This window comes from Cytobacillus sp. Bac17 (assembly GCF_024519925.1).
GTDB classification, from domain to species: domain Bacteria; phylum Bacillota; class Bacilli; order Bacillales; family Cytobacillaceae; genus Cytobacillus; species Cytobacillus pseudoceanisediminis.
On sequence record NZ_JALJRC010000014.1, the window covers coordinates 84,311 to 101,956 of the forward strand.

Sequence of the window (17,646 nt, forward strand, 5' to 3'; positions counted from 1 at the left end):
ACCGTCCTCATACCTTGGGGGCGGTCTTTTTGTTTTAAAGGGGAAGGAGTTAGATTAGAGTGACAAATATTGAAAAGTTTAAGGCGTGGGTGAGAGACTATGAAAGTGTTGAACATTGGATAAGGATGATTTTCCACACAAGAGCTGTACAGGTTTTAACATTGCTTAACATGTCTTTAGGGATTATCGGATTTTTAACCTGGTTCAAATTATGTTTTGGGATATCATTTTTTATTCCTCACTTTGTTAATGTAAATTGGCCATCATACTTACTGATTGTCTATCTACCGTTGCTGACGTGGTTTTACTCAACAATCACTCAGCCAATAAAAGATGGTTTTAAAATTAAAGTTGATTGGACAAAGGAGGAGAAGGGTAGGCTGCATGCCTTTATCAGGAATATTATCCCCTTTATCTTTCTCTTATGGGCCTCTGCAGCAAAATACATTCATGAAAATTATGAACCATTAATTGGTCCTATTCGAGTAGATCCCAACCAATATAATCAATTGTTGGTCACAAACATGGATTCCTTAATTAAGCTTTTGTACTTTTTGCCTGTATTTTTCACCCTTATCCTTTTGGTTGTCTACTATCGTCATTATGCGATTAATAAGGATATTCTCAGAGACCAATTCTTTAAGTGGCAATTCCCCCCTCTTGCTCGGTTTTCGCACAATCTGGTATATGACCAATTTGATGTCATTGTGGGCTGGGATAAGAAAACCAAAAAACCGCTAATTTTAAAGCAGAAACAACGGTTTCTACATGAACTAGTGAATGGAGCAACAGGTAGTGGTAAAACAAGTACTGCTATTTTAGTCAGAATTGCACAGGATTTAATAAAGATTTCAAAGGGAATACCTGGAGGAATTGTTGTTCTTGAGCCGAAAGGTGACTTAGTAGATGATGTAGTAAAACTTGCAAAAGAGTTAGGTGTTCCAGATGAAAAAATCATGGTAATCGATCCGACAAAAGACCAATCTACAAAATTCAACCCGTTTTATGGGCCGATAGGTGCTGCTGCCGAATCCTTCCGGGGGACGATAACGGCGCTGACGGAAAATCAAGATACCTTTTTCAAAGGACAGCAGGAGGAAACAGCCGCATTCTACACGATGCTGGCAAAAATACTGTTTGGAAATTTGACGAATATAACACACATACAACAAATGTTTCTAGATGCCCGCTACTTAGCTACTTTAACGGAAAGAGCTAGAGCCATAATTGAGGAACATCATAAAAATGAGTCCATGCCAGAGAAGGTATTAAATCAATGGGATGGGATTGTACGATATTTTGAGGATGATGTATTGGATTATAAGACTTTCAGAGATAAAGACGAGATAAAACCTGTTTTATATCCTGAAGGGCACCGCTATGCAGGGAAACAAATGGTTGAGAGTAAAAAAGATAAATTCGTAACTGGTGCTAAAAAGTATTTGAACGACATCTCCATGAACGCTATGTTGAGTCAGCTTATGATTTCACAAGACGGAGAAAATGTTTTAAATTTAGATGACTTCTTAGAGAATGGCGGAGTCCTTCTAATCAACACCGCTCTTGGTGAGCTTGAGGAGTTATCCCTCTTATTTGGCCAATTCTTTATCCGTCAGTTTCAAAGTGCAGTATTCCGACGTCCCAAGGATGGCGCGGAAATCGGAAGTGATGAAAACAAAAGAATATACAAACGGATTCCTATTTTCTTTAATGTCGATGAATTTCCGCTTTATATCAATCAGGCTTTTGAACGCATGCTCACCTTAGGACGCTCTTACAACGTTGGCTCATTAATTGCTATCCAGTCTTTGGGTCAACTTGAGACAGTAATTAAGGGATATAGACAAACGATTATGACAAACGCTTCTTCCAAGACAGTGTTTGGACGTGGAGTGGTTGATGACAACAAAATATTCTCAGAGACATTCTTAGAAGATAAGTTTGTAGAAGAATCCCTAAACGAATCAACCACACCGGTTACAATTGAAAAGCAGCAATGGGGATACCGTCACAATACACAGAAAATATTAGCACCGGCTTTTACCCCATCTGATATTGCTCGACTTCCGTTTAAACATATGATTGTACAACTTGTTAATGAGGATGAATCGTTAGAGGATGCAAGAATCGCGACGGGTACATTTGTATCCGAGTCCAAGTTTCTTAAGCGTTACTTTAAAAAGCAGTTGGATATAAAGTCCGAGCAGTCAGAAGAGACTGACGACACTGAGTACAACCTAGTAGATTCAGCATTGGGTCATCTTAGCGGATTAAGCGATGAATTCCCATCTATGGAAAACGCAGAAGGCGGAGGAAGTAAAGATACTAAAGTGGAGTCACCGAATGAACCACTAGCATCTACTGCAACTCAACCAAAAGATATAGATGAACCTGAAACAACAGTGGACAACCAAACGGATGATCCTAATGATAAATGGCGCTTTAATGATATAATGGATGACATTGACAGCACCTATGTGTTTGAGGATAAAGAAGTTTCCCAAGGTACTCTTCTTTTCAAAGAAGTTGAGACAGGGGTAATCGCTAAACCACCTAAACAAAAAAAGCTTAGTGAAGCTAACGTCGAAAATCATGAAGAAATGAGTACTCAACAATTAACTTTGCAAGATATGATTACCTCACCACCGAATACAGAAGAGACGAGTGGAAGTGAAAGTCATATTCATAGCATTCCAGATAAAGAAACTAATGAATCTGTTGATAGCCTCCTAAAAGCTGTAGAAGAGGCCGCTGCTTCTCGGAATTTCAATAAAGACAATCAAAAGGTACCAAATTCTAGCGGTATTACCGAAAATCTTGAAATAGTGGAAGATGATTTGTAAAAAACTATTGCATTCCTTCCAGTAATTCCTTATATTAATAAATAAGCATTACAATTAAATTAAACCCAAAACAACGGAAGAACCGTTTCAGCCATTAAAGGCTTGAAGCGGTTCTTTTTTTGTTTTCAGGAACTTTTAAAAGGAGAGTGTGGTATATGTATTTATCGAATGAAATTGAAGCTGAAAGAGCAGCAGCTTGGGCAGACATAAAAGAATCCCAGCGTGCAGGAAATGTATTAACAGCGAAAGCCATTGGTATCGAATATTTTGAACTAGGAGAACTAAAGCAAGAGTGCTTGAAACTGAATTACAATGGCATTTATGGGTATCTGCCTACTAGCTTTATTGATACCTATGAGTTTAGAGGAATTCAGAACTTTGTCGGAAAGACTTTTGAATTTGTTGTCTCTTATGTAAGCTTTGATGATCAGATTTTTGCTGCAAACCGTATTCTAGCACTTGAAAAATCAGCAAGACGTTTTTGGAAAAATGGAAAGCCGGGGGATATCTATCCTGCATTTGTTCGCGGTGTTGACCGTTATCATGTATACCTACTCGTTAGCGGTGTCCCTACAAGAATGCATCGCGATGAGTTTTCGTACGTGTTTTCCGATGACCTAAGAGAAGAGATCTTCATTGGAGAAACCATCGATGTGAAGGTTCTAGAAATTAACAAACCCAATCCGGATTTAGAAATCGAAGGTGACGAACCAACAGCAGAAGAGAAAAGAGCCATTGAAGGAAACATTTCTGTCAGCAAGAAAGCACTGGAAGTTGACCCAATGTCTTTCATTAATGAATACAAAGAAAAGTCCACTTATTTAGGCACCATCACAAAGATTCACGTAGATCACGGAATTTTTATCAGCTTGGAGCCTAGAGGAATTACAGTTCGCAGCGGCTTTCCACCTGGATCAAACGGAGCTCGCCTTCAAGTTGGAGATGAAGTAAACTTCAAAATTCAGGATATCAATGTTAAGGAACGCAGAATCAAAGGGCTTATTATCACACCGAACCAAAACTATAAAAACAAATCAAACCGGAGCTATCAATATGGCAGATAACCTTACCGCACAATTAGATATTAATGATCCGCTCATGAAAGGCAGGCTAACTTCTTCCCCAAAGAAGTTAGCTGAATTGCCTTTAGCTACAAACAATCCATACGATCCTGAAACAAGCCCAAGTGATATTCTTAAATATCTTCCTCCTGATGGATCGATGTTTGGATTATATGCCGATCCTTATGCAACAATGGTGTTTTACCAACCGAGGGAAGGGAACCATAGCGGAAAGTATTGGCTTAATGAGCGAATGGAGAAGCATTCATTTACTGACAAAGAGCTAAATTTAATTGACTTCTTGTCCACAAATAGAATCGCTACCCGGAATCAGATTCAACGAGTGGTCTTTGAGCATGAAGACAGTGACCTAAAGATTAGGGATTTTATCAAGAAGTGCAGAAAAAGGGGAATCATTACTGCCTTTTCATGGGTTACTCCATGCAATAACGGTAAAAAGAAGCCTTTAATTTATGGACTCACTAGAATTGGAGCCGCTGCCGCTCAAGTCCTGTTCCAAAGAGAAGTACCAAAAGAATTCATTTTCCAACCAGTCGTCTTCAATCACTCAAGAGGTCCTAAAATGTCGGGATTCTTTCATGATTTGGTCAGTAATGAATTATTCTCTGAATTTAAGAGACTCGATCGTGTCATTTCTTGGGAGCGCAAGCCATCTATCCGCTTAAAGGATGGAACTACCCATAAACCAGGTATAGCAACTGAACTAATCAAAGATAAGGGTCAATTCCTTACGTTCTGGGTTGAAATATTCCGAATTACACCTGATTGGATTGAACATGTGACCAGCCGCTTTCAAAAGACTCAGCTTGCATTTGAGAAACTACCCTTACAAGAACAGCCGAAGAGGGTTATTGTCATATTAGACAGTGATTCAAGGATTCCCTACATTGCCCGGCTCGCAGAAGAACATATGCCTTCCGTTGAAGTGCGATATACAACTGATGAAAGACTACTAATGGGAATTGGAGTAGATAGTTTCCTTTTATACGACCACCAAACAAATCAAATGAAACGCTCACCCATTAACTTTTTATCAGATGATTATGCAGGTATGTCTGCTACAGAGTTCTTCGCATCACAGACTTTTGAAATAGAGGATGAGGATGAATTTGAGGAATAAAACCGTGATAAATAACGAGATTATGGAATTGGGGAAGGAATTTTGGGGATTATTGTCCTTTGAAACCAACCTAACGGGCCTTTATGAATATTTAGAATTAAACAAGTTCGGTGTTGCCCTGACCACATTAGCTAATTGGATTGTGTTTCCTGAGTTAATGCCACCTGATATTAGAAATTCGATTCGCTTAAAAATCATTGCAAGATACCAAACAGAAGAGTATAAAACCATTCCTTACGTTCTTATGACGAAAGAGCAAACTGAGGTTTACGAACATACCTTAGAGCTCCTAAACTTTAAATATAACAACGTCACGGCCTCTCCAGGCGCCTATAAAAGGATTTATTCCATGCGAAAGGAATCATTTGAAGCGGTCCTTCATCAATTTATAAAATACAGATACTTAGATAAGGAAAGTATGTTTAAGTATTATGACTATTATTTAGAAACACAGGAGGGGAAATAGAGTGATTCAGCCTATAGGAATGGTGTTAGTGAATGAAGAAGGTGAAACTCATGATGATGTTTCCCTCATTAAGCTTATCGATGTTAATTCAAAAAGATTTGCTGTTCTTCAGGATGATGAGGGGATTTCGTTCGCCCAACTTACCATAGACAATACTGGCCATACCGGCTTTACTGATATAACCGATGAAGAAGAATTTAAAGTGGTTGAGAGGATCTATCGGAAATCACCTAATGAGTAGTCCTCTATTGATATATAAATAAAGAACTTTCACCCTACAAAGGATTGAAAGTTCTTTTTATTTGGTTGCTAGACTTCTAAATTTCGTGGTAATATAAGGTATATTATTTAACTTTAACCATTTCACATCCCCTCTATGCAGAAGGGACACTTTGTAACAAGAAAGCGCTCTAAGAGTGAACGAATGTATTCTTATGAATACAAATTGATTCGTTTCTCTTAGAGGGCTTTTTTGTATTTTAAAGCACCTAAAACTTTTTTAAGGAGGAGTAATTGATGAAAACACACATTTTTAACAAGAAGGTTGAGTTTATGGAGGGAATAGGGAAATTTCACAAGTCCCGCTTCCGCTCTTACTCAGGGTTGGTGATCTAGATGGACCTGCTGCGCATGATGACCGTTTGGGACTCAGCAGCCAGTGACTTGGACACTAACAGTGTTGTAACAGGAAAAGGAGTTTCAAGTGTGCGTGTGAGTGAAGGAGCTTTTGGACGTATTATTACTGTCCTCACTTCTCAGCTTACATTAGACGAAGTAAGTTCGCGGTTTGTTCAAATCAAACGAGCGGGTTGCTTTCGTTGTCGCAGCTTGAAGCTCTTTTTTAATGGAAATATTCCAGAGAAACTTCTTCTAGAGAAAGGTCTACATAAAAAGGGTCCTCTTTGGAAGTTACCGCACAATGAGATCAGTATATTAGCTGTTCCATTTGGTGCAAATGAATGGTGTTTCATGATAGAGAAACGAACAGGGCATGGAGTTCCAACTCATGCTCTATCGTATCTTCCCTATTATGACTATCAATTACAATTGGAGGTAGAAATCGGATGACTAAAAAATCAGCCGTACTTATTGATGAAATGAATGCAATGGCACAACTTCATAAATTGGGAATTAAAGGAATCAAACCTTGGAATTCTTTTTACAAGACGATTGAAACATTTTTTATTAATAGCTCACTGCCAGCTGAGTATCACTTTTATGGCGCTAATGTTCCTAAGAAATTAGAGCCTCAAAGATACGAACTAAGAGAGAAATTTTTTAGAGCTCTTATCCGTGATGGAATTAGTGTTCATAAAGGCTTCGTGGTGCAAGACCATGAAAAGAAGTTTATTTCAAAAGGAGTAGATGTCCTCCTTTCGCTAGATTTGGTGGATCTATCATTAGAAGGTTATGATGAAATCTACGTTTTTTCAGCGGATGGGGATATCGTACCTGCTATTCAACGCGCGAGAGAGAATGGCACGATTGTAAAAGCAATTGTCTCTTTTGATACACCAGCAAAGCATATGGTAGAAGCAGTAGATGAAGTCATTCGCCTTAGTGATGTTCTTAAAAAGATTCCTTCCAATCATATTTTGAGACAGGAAAGAACAAATACAAGAACATTTAAAAAGGAGAGTGTTGCATAATGGCGACTACAACACCTAAATGGGCAATGGAAAAAGGGAAAAAAATCATTGAAGAGGCCAAAATTCGTTATGAACAGGCAAAAAAACAAATTCCAGCTGAATATCATGAATTTGTTGTGTTGTTGCCTCAAAATGTAAAAGTTAGTCAGACCCAGGTAGACATTGATTCTCATGCATCTGAGCTTGGTTTCTTTGCTACTAAGAACGGTACATATGTATCGGTTTCTTATCCATACATGGCAGTCAACGGCCGGGTTAAGATGGCTAGGGATGACCATCGCAAGGCTGGCAAACTTCTGCATTTCAACGAGCCTGCTATAAGTAATCAAGGAAAAAGCTTAAGCGTTACCATTGAATCAGAATTACTTGGTAAGGCTACTGGCAGTTCGTTAATTCCTTTAGGAGAAAATGCCAGTGGGGCAGAACGAGATAATCCGCTCGAGGTGGCTGAAACCAGTGCCATTGGCCGGGCATTAGGCTTTTTAGGTTATGGGCTTATCGGTACAGGAATCGCATCGGCAGAAGAAATGGACGGTGCGGAAGGTGAAGAAGAGGATCAATCCCCTGAAAAGCCTACTGGTGATAACCATAACAATTCGAGTGGTAATAATAATTCTCCATCTGTTTTTCGGATCAAGGTCCTTGATTTACCGAAATTCAACCGAGATGGCAGCTGCATATTCCATGCTTTGACCCATAAACGACAAGAGGTTGAGGTAGTGGTAACAAAGCAACATAAAGCTTACATGGACCACTTAGGTGTCGATCAGATCATAAATGTAACCGGCTGGCTGAATAACGACCGGATACGTGTAGACGCATCAAAGGCACCTGTCATTGAGGGTTCAGGAGCAGCTTAATATTCATTATTGAAGAGGAGTCAGTACATAGGTACTGGCTCTTTTCTGTTTTTTAAGATAGTCCAAATTACTTTTTAAGGAGAGATTTAAAATGGCAAAAGCAGTTTTTAAAAGAATGAAATTACCAGAAGCAACTATTCAGATGGTAGGGGAGAAGGTTCCTGAGACCGTTGAAAGAATCGAAAGCTTAAATAGTCCCAAAGCTCAGCAGGTCTATCGGGTGAAATTTAAAGACTTGGAACCTCATGCCTTTATCGTTTCAGATGAAGCAGAGAAAGGTAAGGCTAAGTTCTATCACTATTGTGAGAAAAACGAAAAGAATAGCCAATGTACCCATTTAGTACTCGGCGCCGCTATAGCAGAAAAAGTAGGATTTCAGGTAGAGAAGGCTTCATTTGGTTTTGATATTGCCGGGATAGAAGCATTGCCTTTTCCCAAAGAGGATAAGGAATACTCTAGCATGAATAGTCTTTTTGAATTGCTAGAGCCGGTAGAAGAAGAACCAAGTACTTCTTCTACCGCTCCTGCAGCGGCTATTCCAGCATCCCCCTCAATTCCAGCACCCGTTTTAAAAAGGAACTGGAAAGCGGGTTGGAACGAAATCCAGGAGCATCTTCAAAATGAAGGCCTATCTACCAGAATGATCTCCAAGCTACAAGCCAGGAGAGCTGAGATTCATACTACAGTTGGACTTAGACCAATGACAATTGAGCCTCAAAAACCTAATTTTCCATATCAGGGAGAGATGTTGGCCCGCTCATTACGACACATCTTAAAAGGCAAAGACCTTTTGCTGATAGGAAATAAAGGGAGCGGTAAAGATACTTTAATCAACACGATCTCTTGGATCCTTGGTTTACCAATGACTGTTTATGTTGGGAACAAAGATGAAACTAAAGAAAGTTTAGTTGGGGAACCGGCCTTTAGGAATGGAGAATCAACATTCGACCCTTCTGAGTTTGCAAAGGTGATTAAATATGGTGGCATTGTCAACATGGCCGAAATCAATATGCTTGTTGGGGATGTTACCTCGATCCTTCATTCCGTTGCAGATGAAAACAGAGTGTTAGCTACTCCAATAGGATCCATTCACCGTCATGATCATTCCGTCATTGTCGGAAGTATGAACGTGGGTGAAGGCTATCAAGGAGTGAAGGAACTGAACGATGCACTAAAAGATCGCTTTGCAATCCTTCGACTTCCATATACAACCGACTTTAAACAGTTAATCGAGAAGAAAACAGGTTTGGATGACCTCCATGCTCTGATGTTTCTTGAAAAAGTGAAAAACGCTATAAGCAAGCTGATTTCAGAGGAGTCTCAAGGACATGCTGCTGATACCTTACGTGGCTATATCGATGCTGCGGAATATTTTTGTGATTATGGAGTAACTAATGACACAAAAACTGAGGTAATCGAGGACTATATTATCAACAAAATCGAGGACCTTGATGAGTACATGTCTGCTAGAGATATGATTCGGACTGAAGCCTGGAAAGACTTCCCGACATCGAAAGAGGAAGAAGAATATATGAAGGGGGCTATGTAGATGACTACCGCTCTTTCATTACGCCAGGAAAAGGTTAAGCAAAGAGAAGGAGTGCGTTTAAAACGCACTCTTCGTTCTTTATTTGGAGGCAAAGATTTTGGCTTTCTTTGGACTGATGATTCAACCTCATATACAGATGGAGAAACCATTTGGGTCAAGTATGAAGTTCAAACGGAACATCATCGACTCTTTTCTCCTGAAGAATGCCGTATTCTACGAAAGGGACATGGTCTCCATGAAAGAGGTCATATTGAGTTTGATTACCTTCCGGATTATGTTCAATGGCAGGTAGACAACCATTCTACAAGGCTTGAGGACTGGAAAGACTTTTCAAGTCCCAAGTATCCCAGTCAATGGCTTCAATTCTTTGGAAACATGAGCATGGACGGAAGGATGGAAAACTTTGTGGTTCTTAAATTCCCTACTTATAAAGATTATGTAGATTTTACAAATTATGAGTGGAGATTTGGAATCCGGGAGGAAGGTATAGGAGAAAATCCTATCCAGGACTTCCAAGATTGTTATTCTTCCAGAGTATTAGGGATGAACGATTTAGAGGGTTGGCTGCCAGAAGCGGTTGAACTGGTCAACACCGTCCAGGAGAAAATTGAGGAATTACGGTTTGCTCCCTCTACCAAGGAATGCTTAGAGCTAGTTTCCTCCATCATGAAGGAGGTTTGGCCAACTTTAGCCGAGTGGATGGAGTTAAATGATATGGAAATGGACCAACCGCCTGCAGATTACCAATCTGATTCACACGAGGATGGACAGCAGTGGGGGGATTCAAAAGAAACGAGAGAAAATGCTCAGAGTATCCTTGTTCAAGTCGAGATAGCAAAAGAAGACTCTGCTAGAGAACAAGAGAGTTCAACTGAAAAAAACACCACTGGCTCAATGAATGAATCCGAAGGCAAAGAACCAGAGGAAACTGACGAAAGTGACAAAGAGAAGCCATCTAAGCCTGATTTTTCTCATATTATCCGGATAGAAGAGAAGCAGCAGGAAAAAGACTTTAAAGAAGCTGATGAATTAGTAAGTGACTTTGAAGAAAAGAATGATGAGGTATCTATTGAGATTCCAGAAAAGAAAACACGTCTTAACGAAGAGATCGTTATAAAAGCGTACCATAGACAAAATGCTAACGAATACGCCAAACTACGCGGAGAAATTAAACGCTTCATTAAGCCTACTTCAAAAGCTCTCAGAGAGCTTCTGGAAGGTGAGAAGGAACAAGTGAGGAAGAACGTCCGCAGTGGCCGCTTCATGCCAAACAAAGCCTGGAAAGCGGTCCATTGTAGTGACTCGAATGTCTTTCAGAAATACAAAGCGGGAACACCAAAGGGAAATGCTTTTGTTTCTTTATTAGGAGATATTAGTGGATCCACTTGGTGCTTGCTACCTGGTGGTATTCCCGTTTATCAGGAGATTCAGAAAGCCATGCTGCTTCTTTTAGAATCATGTGTGGAGGCAGGCATCCCTACAACAGCTCATGCGTTTACGGAAGATGATGAAACCATTATCTATCCTATTAAGCCAAATCCACACCGCTATGGTGAGGAAGAAAAGAGTTACTTAGGGGCAATAAAGCCGGAATTGGGGAATCGTGACACATTAGCTTTACAGTGGTCTCTTGATCAGCTAATAAAGCGTCCAGAGGATATCCGATTAGCCATTATCCTATCTGATGGTCTTCCTGTTTTTGAACATGGAGAAGGTCCTGAGACTATACGAAATATGGTGGAGAAGGCAGAGAAACAGGGAATTGATGTTCTATGTCTATTTGTAGGAGAACCAAGTCCCCATACTATTCAAACTGTTCGAGACATGTATCCTGGCCGCGCTATTTTTTCGGAACAGAACATTGCTCGGGAACTGCAGAAACAAGTAAAAAGAATTATTCGGCAACGCCGGAAGTAAAAACCTTGACCGTCCATTAGGGCGGTTTTTTAATAGGTTAAAAATTTTTTAAGGAGGGTTTTCAGATGTTAAGCAGCTTCAATACTAGCAATCTAATTGGGGAATCAGTTAACCAAAATGGAATGTTTTTTACACCATTCAAAGACAGAAAGGTTGTACCACAGCAGATGGTAGACGTGTATAGGAATTTACACACGAACAATGGATATAGCATCCGCTGTTCTAAATCTGGACTGGTTCTCTCACACTGCAGCACGGTTATGCTCCGGAATGTTCGATTCATCGTTTCCGAGAGCGGGAGACAAAAGACTATTCAGGAGAAGCGGAAAAGAGTGCATGCCTATATTAGAGGAGAATTGGTCGGCATAAATGAGTTAGTACCGGGCGATTTTCTCCAAGTGCATTACAACCCTTACCATACGCCGCTATTTACTCTAGCAGGAGCCAATAAGCCTGTACTTGGGGCAGAAGAAGTGATTTGCTGTGGGAAGTACGCTTATGTGAAGCAGCAAAATCAGATGAGACTATTCGAATAATAGAAAACTCTAAAATAGTTATCTACTTAATAAAATCACAATTCGGAAAATTAACCTTAATTTCTTATATATGGATAAGGACAAATTTGATACCTTTTTAAGGAGGAATATAAATATGAATCATATCGTATTTCTATCAGGGGGAAATGCTAGTTTCGCTGTAGCCGCTTGGGTAAAGGAGCAATACGGACATTTGAAAGGACATAGTATTCTATTATACTTTACCGATGTGAAGTGGGAAGACTTTGATCTCTATCGATTTATTATAGATGCTTCAAATCGCTTGGAGCTCCCTATGTTAATACATAGTAGGGGTTTGACTCCGCCACAATTAATGGTAAAGCAAAAATTCATGGCCAATTCCCGAGTTGGTTCGTGCTCGAAAGAATTGAAAATGAAAGTAGCATCCGATTACATTAAAAAGGGGATTAAACCTGAAATAGAAGTATGGCATAACAAGAAGTATATTAAAACGGATGACTTTATTAGTAATGCGACTTTATACTTTGGTATAGGCGTCAATGAGTTACACCGGGAAGAGCCCATTAAAATCAACTGGGCACCTTATGAGGTTGTAAATCCGCTCATTTACCATGACATAAACATCGATGAGTCTTTAAGGAAATATTCTATTTTGCCCGGACAGCTTTATTCCAAAGGTTTCCACCATAATAATTGTGGTGGTAAATGCATAAAGGGGGGCCAAGCTCATTTCAAAAACCTCTTTATGAAAGACGAGAAGAGCTTTATTGAGTTAATGGAACAAGAAATTGTTATAAGCGATTATATCCGTTATACAAAGCAACCTGCCATTAAAAGCGGAAAATGTAAAGACTATATGTATAAGGATGTCTGGGAGTTTGTTTCAACCGGTGAGAAGTCAGCAAAAATCCAACACATAATAGACACTCATCCCTATACTAAGAATTGGAGATTCGGTAAAAATCGTCACGGTGAAGATATTAAGAAGCCGTTTACGTTCATGAAAACCAAATCCCTATATGAATTAAAACAACAGCCAATGCAATATGATATATTCGATTACGGGGCATGTGGATGTTTTGTAGAATTAGATACTGCCGCCGGGTGATTAAACCATAATTTTGCCGATTTGACAGAATAATGATTAAGCTAGAAAGGATAAGATCAATGCCTAAAAAAATTCAATTATCAATGACCGTAACTTGGGAGTATGATCCAGAAGAGTATGAATATGATGAAGGGATGACAATCGAAGAAAAGGCGAAGCAAGATGCCAGTCATCCGGACATTAAATCTATAATTCGAGAAGAGGGAACATATAGTGAAGTAGCCTGGAAAATAGTTGATTAACTTCAGAATCTTCCAAGTTATATGACTAAACTCTCTTTATATAATTAATAAAACCCTCGATATGCGCATTAGTAGCATATTGAGGGTTTTTGTTTTATGGTTTTACTGTTATCAGTGTATTTCATTCGTTTTCCCCTGATTCTTACGGATAATCCCTATTATGAAGTAGACAATGGTTAAGCCAAATCCTATTATGACTAAAGTTGATACAAATAGCTGCAATTCATTATCGACTAAAAAGTAAGTGACTGAAGAAATTATACCTACACATAGGAAGTAAAGAGCATTTGTAAAACCTTTATTTGAGATGCCCGCTACTTTTTCAATACCCTTGGAGATCAGCGCCGCTAATAAAAGAATTAAAATAAATATTAGTACTCGCACGTTACCATCCTTTTTGTAATAATTGTTAAATATGTAAAAATTATACCACCGGCTGGGTGACATTGATATCCTACCGGTGGCTTAATTTTCACTTATATTTTTCTATAATCATCTCTTGCCTTCAACCATTCAGCACCATAATAATATAAGTTTAATGCAGCTCCAAATGGTCCTACCTTTACCGCACCTTTAACAATGTTTTTAATTAAGGTATAACTTAAAATCTTTCCAGCTCTTAATGCCTTTACAATATCATCAGCAAAACCAGCTACCCCAAAGGTTGCTAGGTTTTTCTCTATAGTTCTAAGGTTATCAGCATGCCCTTGGAACCTAATAAAGTCTCCGTCTTTCCTAGATGCATACTTATAATAGGGACTCTGGCCAGCCATGATAGCTTGACCTTGAGTGCTCGAAGTAAACCTATATCTAACATCAGAAATGTATGAGCCATAGTATGTTGCCATAGGCATTGGCATGACTGTTGGATTGTCCCCGAAGGATTGTTTAGTACTAATCTCTACCGTTTCACCTGTTTCAGTTTCCACAGTAATAGTACCTGTTAATTTATTCTCCGTGACTAAGGTACTGTATTCTTCCACAAGTACTTTCTCAGAACCATTCACTTCATATTTTTGAACGGTAATATCTTGTTTTTCATTCACAAAGGTAACCGTCTCACGATACTCATACAATTTACCATCTTCATTGATCTGATAGACTGATAGCTCATCAGTATCCACAAGTACATTAATTCCCAACTCTTGCTCGACAGGATCTTGCACCCCGTCGAAATATGGAGTTTCAACTCCCCCAGCGGCACTTGCAGCTCCCGCATACGGTGATAAAAGAACAGAAGACAACAGAGTACAACATACGATACTACTAAATTTCTTCATTTTTCTCCTCCTAATTTTGTTTTTACCCCTTATTAATTAGCCAAAAATATACATATTCCTCCTAAAATATGAAAATATTGGATATTATTGAAGAGGGTTCCCCAAAATTCGTCAAAAAAGGAGAAACGAACATGTTGAGAAGCGCAGGAATACTTGGTGTAGGAAGCTATTTGCCACCTTATGTAGTAACAAATGAATACTTCAAAGAGAAGTGCGGCATTTCTGGTAGATCTATCGAAAAAATGACAGGCATCAAAGAAAGAAGATTTACGATTCCAGGCATTAATATGATAGACATGACATATGCAGCAGGGAAAGCGGCACTTGAGAATGCGAATGTAGATCCAACCGAAATTGATTTTGTTATTCTCTCCACTATTACACAGGAACGTATATATCCTTCTATTGCATGCCAAGTTCAAAATCGCCTCGGCATCCCAACGACAGCTGGGGCATATGATATGAGTGTAGGCTGCGCTGGTTTTGTATTCGCTCTGTTAAATGCCTTCCAGTATGTACAGACCGGCTTTGCGAAAAAAGTGTTGGTAGTTGGTGTAGATGAATGTTCCCGAAACATGGTATTAGAAAATAAGAAGGAAAGAAAGGTAAATATATTGTTTGGCGACGGAGCGGGTGCTGCTATTGTAGGAGAAGTGTCAGAAGGGTTCGGCCTTTTATCATCAACGGTAGGTTCTGACGGATCCGGGTCTGAGTATATGAGTGAAGACAGTAACCATAGGCCGTCAATGGATGGCGAGGCTATTTTTCAGTTTGCTTCAACATACATTCCGATAATTGTAAATGAGGTCTTACTAAAAGCGAATTTAACTCTTGATGACTTGGATTATCTTGTTCCACATCAGGCTAACCTTCGTATTATTGAAAAAGCGGTATATAACTTGGATTTCCCAATTGAGAAGGTTGCCACTCATGCTGTCCAGTACTATGGCAACACCTCTTCAGCAAGTGTGGCACTCGCTCTTGCTGATGAAGTAACAGAGGGACGAATTAAAGACGGAGACTATGTCGCCCTCGCAGGCTTTGGATCAGGTTTAGCCTGGTCAGCAGCACTAATAAAGTGGGGGAAGTAATCGATTCAACCTTAGCTAATAAGAGGCTTTAAAGGACAAGCTTTGATTTTATAAGCTCATTTTTTGTAGATTTAGACCCAATTATTGATGGATTACTTTAGTGAGTCAGGTATACTTAAAACAAACAAAATGAACCAAGCGTTTGTTACGGGGGATTGAAGCATGTTAGATGGTATGCTAATCTTGTTCTTTTTATTTTTTATTGGGCTCATCCTTTATCACTTTATTGAACAATTTAAATTAAACAAGCGTCTTAATAAAGCAGGTATAGAAGAAATAGATTTGATGAAGGGTGATGAGTTTGAAAAATATCTAAGAGTCCTTTTTGATAAACTCGGATTCCGTGTCAGGGTAACAAAAGCATCAAATGACTTTGGTGCTGACCTTATACTCGAAGGAGACGTTAAAGTCGTAATACAAGCTAAAAGATATAAAAAGAAGGTTGGTATAAGGGCAGTACAAGAAATAAATACAGCCTGGGATTATTACAATGCTCAGGAGGCTTGGGTAATTACGAATAACTTTTTTACAACACCAGCGATAAAACTAGCTCAATCTTCTAATGTTAAATTAATAGACCGCTATGAATTGGTAGAATTAATTTTAAATTCAAAAAGCTCGTCTGCTGAAAAAAAGCACTTTTGGAGTTCGTGAAAAAAAGTCCGTAGTTATCAATAACTACGGACTTTTTATAAAAATTTTAGGCATTGATTTTACAATTAATAAGAAACATAAGGGCTTAATCTAGATAAGCCATGAGCATTTAGAATATCTTTCTGTGCTGTTAATGCCTGCCTTGCATAGTCTACTAGATCAAGAGTTGGTCCTTTACTCAAATAGTCAAGTCTGCTGTAATGGAGGATGTTTTCTGAATTAATACTACCCTGAAAACCAATGTAATCCATTTTATCGGTATTCATATCGTATACACCATTAAGCCATTCATTATTCAGATATAAATTTTTCACATCAGTATCGTACAATCCGTTCTTATTTGCATTCCATTGTGTAGAACTGATTTGTGATTTACCCATTGGCAGGGGATTAAATGTATAAACGCCGCTAATAGAGGATTTCTTTATTCCCCCACCATATTTAAACTTTGATTTATCTGGAAGTAACCAATTAGCTGAGCGTATATCTAAGTATGTCTTTGTTGCTAACCAACCACCTAATGAATGACCAGTAAAGTACCATTGATAACTCCTGTATGCCGGGAAAGCTTCATAAATATAATTTGTAAACAACTGAGCCTGATAGTTTTGTCCAGGTGCATTACTTGATAGAGTCTCTCTGGCAGTGTTGGCATCATTAAGGTCCGGTATGAAATTCCAGCTTTTATCTGTACCGGAGAAAGCGATAAATAACTTATTGCTGCCTTCTGCAACCACTGCCATTGCTTTAAAACCGGTCCCATCCAGTCTCAACCATTCTCCAGTACTGGAAGAAGCACTCATCGGATGGTAGACATCTGCATTAACATCGACTGCTGAAATAACTTTAAATTTGCCCGCCCCATGCTTACTGTTAAGATCGTCTTGGATAGTTTTACGAGTATAAGAGCTGTATTCTGCAGAATAAACGAGTCTTGATAAATCATAATATAGACGGTTGTAATTATCTGCATATCCTGCATTTGCTGCTCCTGGGCTCACAATAACTGAAGAAACTATTAACACTAAAGTTAAAGTAAGTAAAGCGGCCATCTTTCTTAGGTTTCCAATCATTTACATATCACTCCCCAAATAAAATACTTACTAAGTATAGGAAAATATGTAAATTAATTCAATACAATCTATGTAAAGAATATATTAATAATATTAGCTGATCTCTCTTACTTTTGAATTGTGAACTATAATGGGACAATAAAAAACCTTTTAATGCAATATTACATACATAAAAAGGGTTTGAAATCTGGGGG

18 protein-coding genes are annotated in these 17,646 nt (G+C 38.8%); 15 read left to right on the forward strand and 3 right to left on the reverse strand.

The features are described 5' to 3' along the window. Positions 1-59: 59 nt before the first annotated feature. The 13 genes from NR125_RS16855 (at position 60) to NR125_RS16915 (ending at position 13,354) form a co-directional block, all read left to right on the forward strand. Complete coding sequence (locus NR125_RS16855) at positions 60-2,843, forward strand: type IV secretory system conjugative DNA transfer family protein (protein ID WP_206842761.1); 2,784 nt, start codon at positions 60-62, stop codon at positions 2,841-2,843. A 155-nt stretch (positions 2,844-2,998) separates the two neighbouring features. Further along, a complete protein-coding gene (locus NR125_RS16860) occupies positions 2,999-3,907 on the forward strand; it encodes a hypothetical protein (RefSeq protein WP_206842763.1) in 909 nt (302 codons plus the stop codon). Further along, positions 3,897-5,045, forward strand: a complete 1,149-nt coding sequence (locus tag NR125_RS16865; RefSeq protein WP_206842773.1) for a replication-relaxation family protein — start codon at positions 3,897-3,899, stop codon at positions 5,043-5,045. The genes NR125_RS16860 and NR125_RS16865 overlap by 11 nt, the downstream gene beginning before the upstream one ends. A 4-nt stretch (positions 5,046-5,049) precedes the next feature. Next, positions 5,050-5,511, forward strand: a complete 462-nt coding sequence (locus NR125_RS16870) for a hypothetical protein (RefSeq protein ID WP_256815755.1) — start codon at positions 5,050-5,052, stop codon at positions 5,509-5,511. Between the two features lies 1 nt (position 5,512). Then, positions 5,513-5,752, forward strand: a complete 240-nt coding sequence (locus NR125_RS16875) for a DUF1292 domain-containing protein (RefSeq protein ID WP_206842775.1) — start codon at positions 5,513-5,515, stop codon at positions 5,750-5,752. Positions 5,753-6,126: 374 nt separating this feature from the next. Continuing rightward, positions 6,127-6,579 carry a hypothetical protein gene (locus NR125_RS16880; protein ID WP_135148171.1) on the forward strand — a complete coding sequence of 151 codons (453 nt, stop codon included), beginning with the start codon at positions 6,127-6,129 and terminating at the stop codon, positions 6,577-6,579. Beyond that, positions 6,576-7,160, forward strand: coding sequence for an NYN domain-containing protein (locus NR125_RS16885; RefSeq protein WP_256815757.1), 585 nt, complete (start codon positions 6,576-6,578; stop codon positions 7,158-7,160). Before NR125_RS16880 ends, NR125_RS16885 begins: the two co-directional genes overlap by 4 nt. Further along, the gene (locus NR125_RS16890) at positions 7,160-8,020 is read left to right on the forward strand and encodes a hypothetical protein (RefSeq protein WP_256815758.1); all 861 of its coding nucleotides are present in this window, start codon (positions 7,160-7,162) and stop codon (positions 8,018-8,020) included. The genes NR125_RS16885 and NR125_RS16890 overlap by 1 nt, the downstream gene beginning before the upstream one ends. A gap of 91 nt (positions 8,021-8,111) precedes the next feature. Then, the gene (locus NR125_RS16895) at positions 8,112-9,569 is read left to right on the forward strand and encodes an AAA family ATPase (protein ID WP_256815759.1); all 1,458 of its coding nucleotides are present in this window, start codon (positions 8,112-8,114) and stop codon (positions 9,567-9,569) included. After that, a complete protein-coding gene (locus NR125_RS16900) occupies positions 9,570-11,486 on the forward strand; it encodes a hypothetical protein (protein ID WP_256815760.1) in 1,917 nt (638 codons plus the stop codon). A gap of 65 nt (positions 11,487-11,551) precedes the next feature. After that, positions 11,552-12,022 carry a hypothetical protein gene (locus tag NR125_RS16905; RefSeq protein ID WP_206842801.1) on the forward strand — a complete coding sequence of 157 codons (471 nt, stop codon included), beginning with the start codon at positions 11,552-11,554 and terminating at the stop codon, positions 12,020-12,022. 115 nt (positions 12,023-12,137) lie between these two features. Continuing rightward, the gene (locus NR125_RS16910) at positions 12,138-13,112 is read left to right on the forward strand and encodes a hypothetical protein (protein WP_206842803.1); all 975 of its coding nucleotides are present in this window, start codon (positions 12,138-12,140) and stop codon (positions 13,110-13,112) included. A gap of 83 nt (positions 13,113-13,195) precedes the next feature. Beyond that, positions 13,196-13,354 (forward strand): hypothetical protein, encoded by a 159-nt coding sequence (locus tag NR125_RS16915; RefSeq protein WP_256815761.1) that lies wholly within the window; start codon positions 13,196-13,198, stop codon positions 13,352-13,354. 111 nt (positions 13,355-13,465) lie between these two features. On the opposite strand, the gene NR125_RS16920 is transcribed toward NR125_RS16915, so the two are convergent. Continuing rightward, complete coding sequence (locus NR125_RS16920) at positions 13,466-13,738, reverse strand: hypothetical protein (RefSeq protein WP_206842807.1); 273 nt, start codon at positions 13,736-13,738, stop codon at positions 13,466-13,468. Between the two features lie 92 nt (positions 13,739-13,830). Further along, positions 13,831-14,634, reverse strand: coding sequence for a hypothetical protein (locus tag NR125_RS16925; protein ID WP_206842808.1), 804 nt, complete (start codon positions 14,632-14,634; stop codon positions 13,831-13,833). A 131-nt stretch (positions 14,635-14,765) separates the two neighbouring features. On the opposite strand from NR125_RS16925, the gene NR125_RS16930 reads away from it, so the two are divergent. Together NR125_RS16930 and NR125_RS16935 are read left to right on the forward strand one after the other, a co-directional pair. Continuing rightward, the gene (locus tag NR125_RS16930; RefSeq protein WP_206842816.1) at positions 14,766-15,725 is read left to right on the forward strand and encodes a 3-oxoacyl-ACP synthase III family protein; all 960 of its coding nucleotides are present in this window, start codon (positions 14,766-14,768) and stop codon (positions 15,723-15,725) included. Positions 15,726-15,887: 162 nt separating this feature from the next. Beyond that, positions 15,888-16,379, forward strand: coding sequence for a restriction endonuclease (locus tag NR125_RS16935; RefSeq protein ID WP_244671253.1), 492 nt, complete (start codon positions 15,888-15,890; stop codon positions 16,377-16,379). 65 nt (positions 16,380-16,444) lie between these two features. On the opposite strand, the gene NR125_RS16940 is transcribed toward NR125_RS16935, so the two are convergent. After that, positions 16,445-17,452, reverse strand: a complete 1,008-nt coding sequence (locus NR125_RS16940; RefSeq protein WP_206842819.1) for an alpha/beta hydrolase family protein — start codon at positions 17,450-17,452, stop codon at positions 16,445-16,447. Positions 17,453-17,646: the final 194 nt, after the last annotated feature.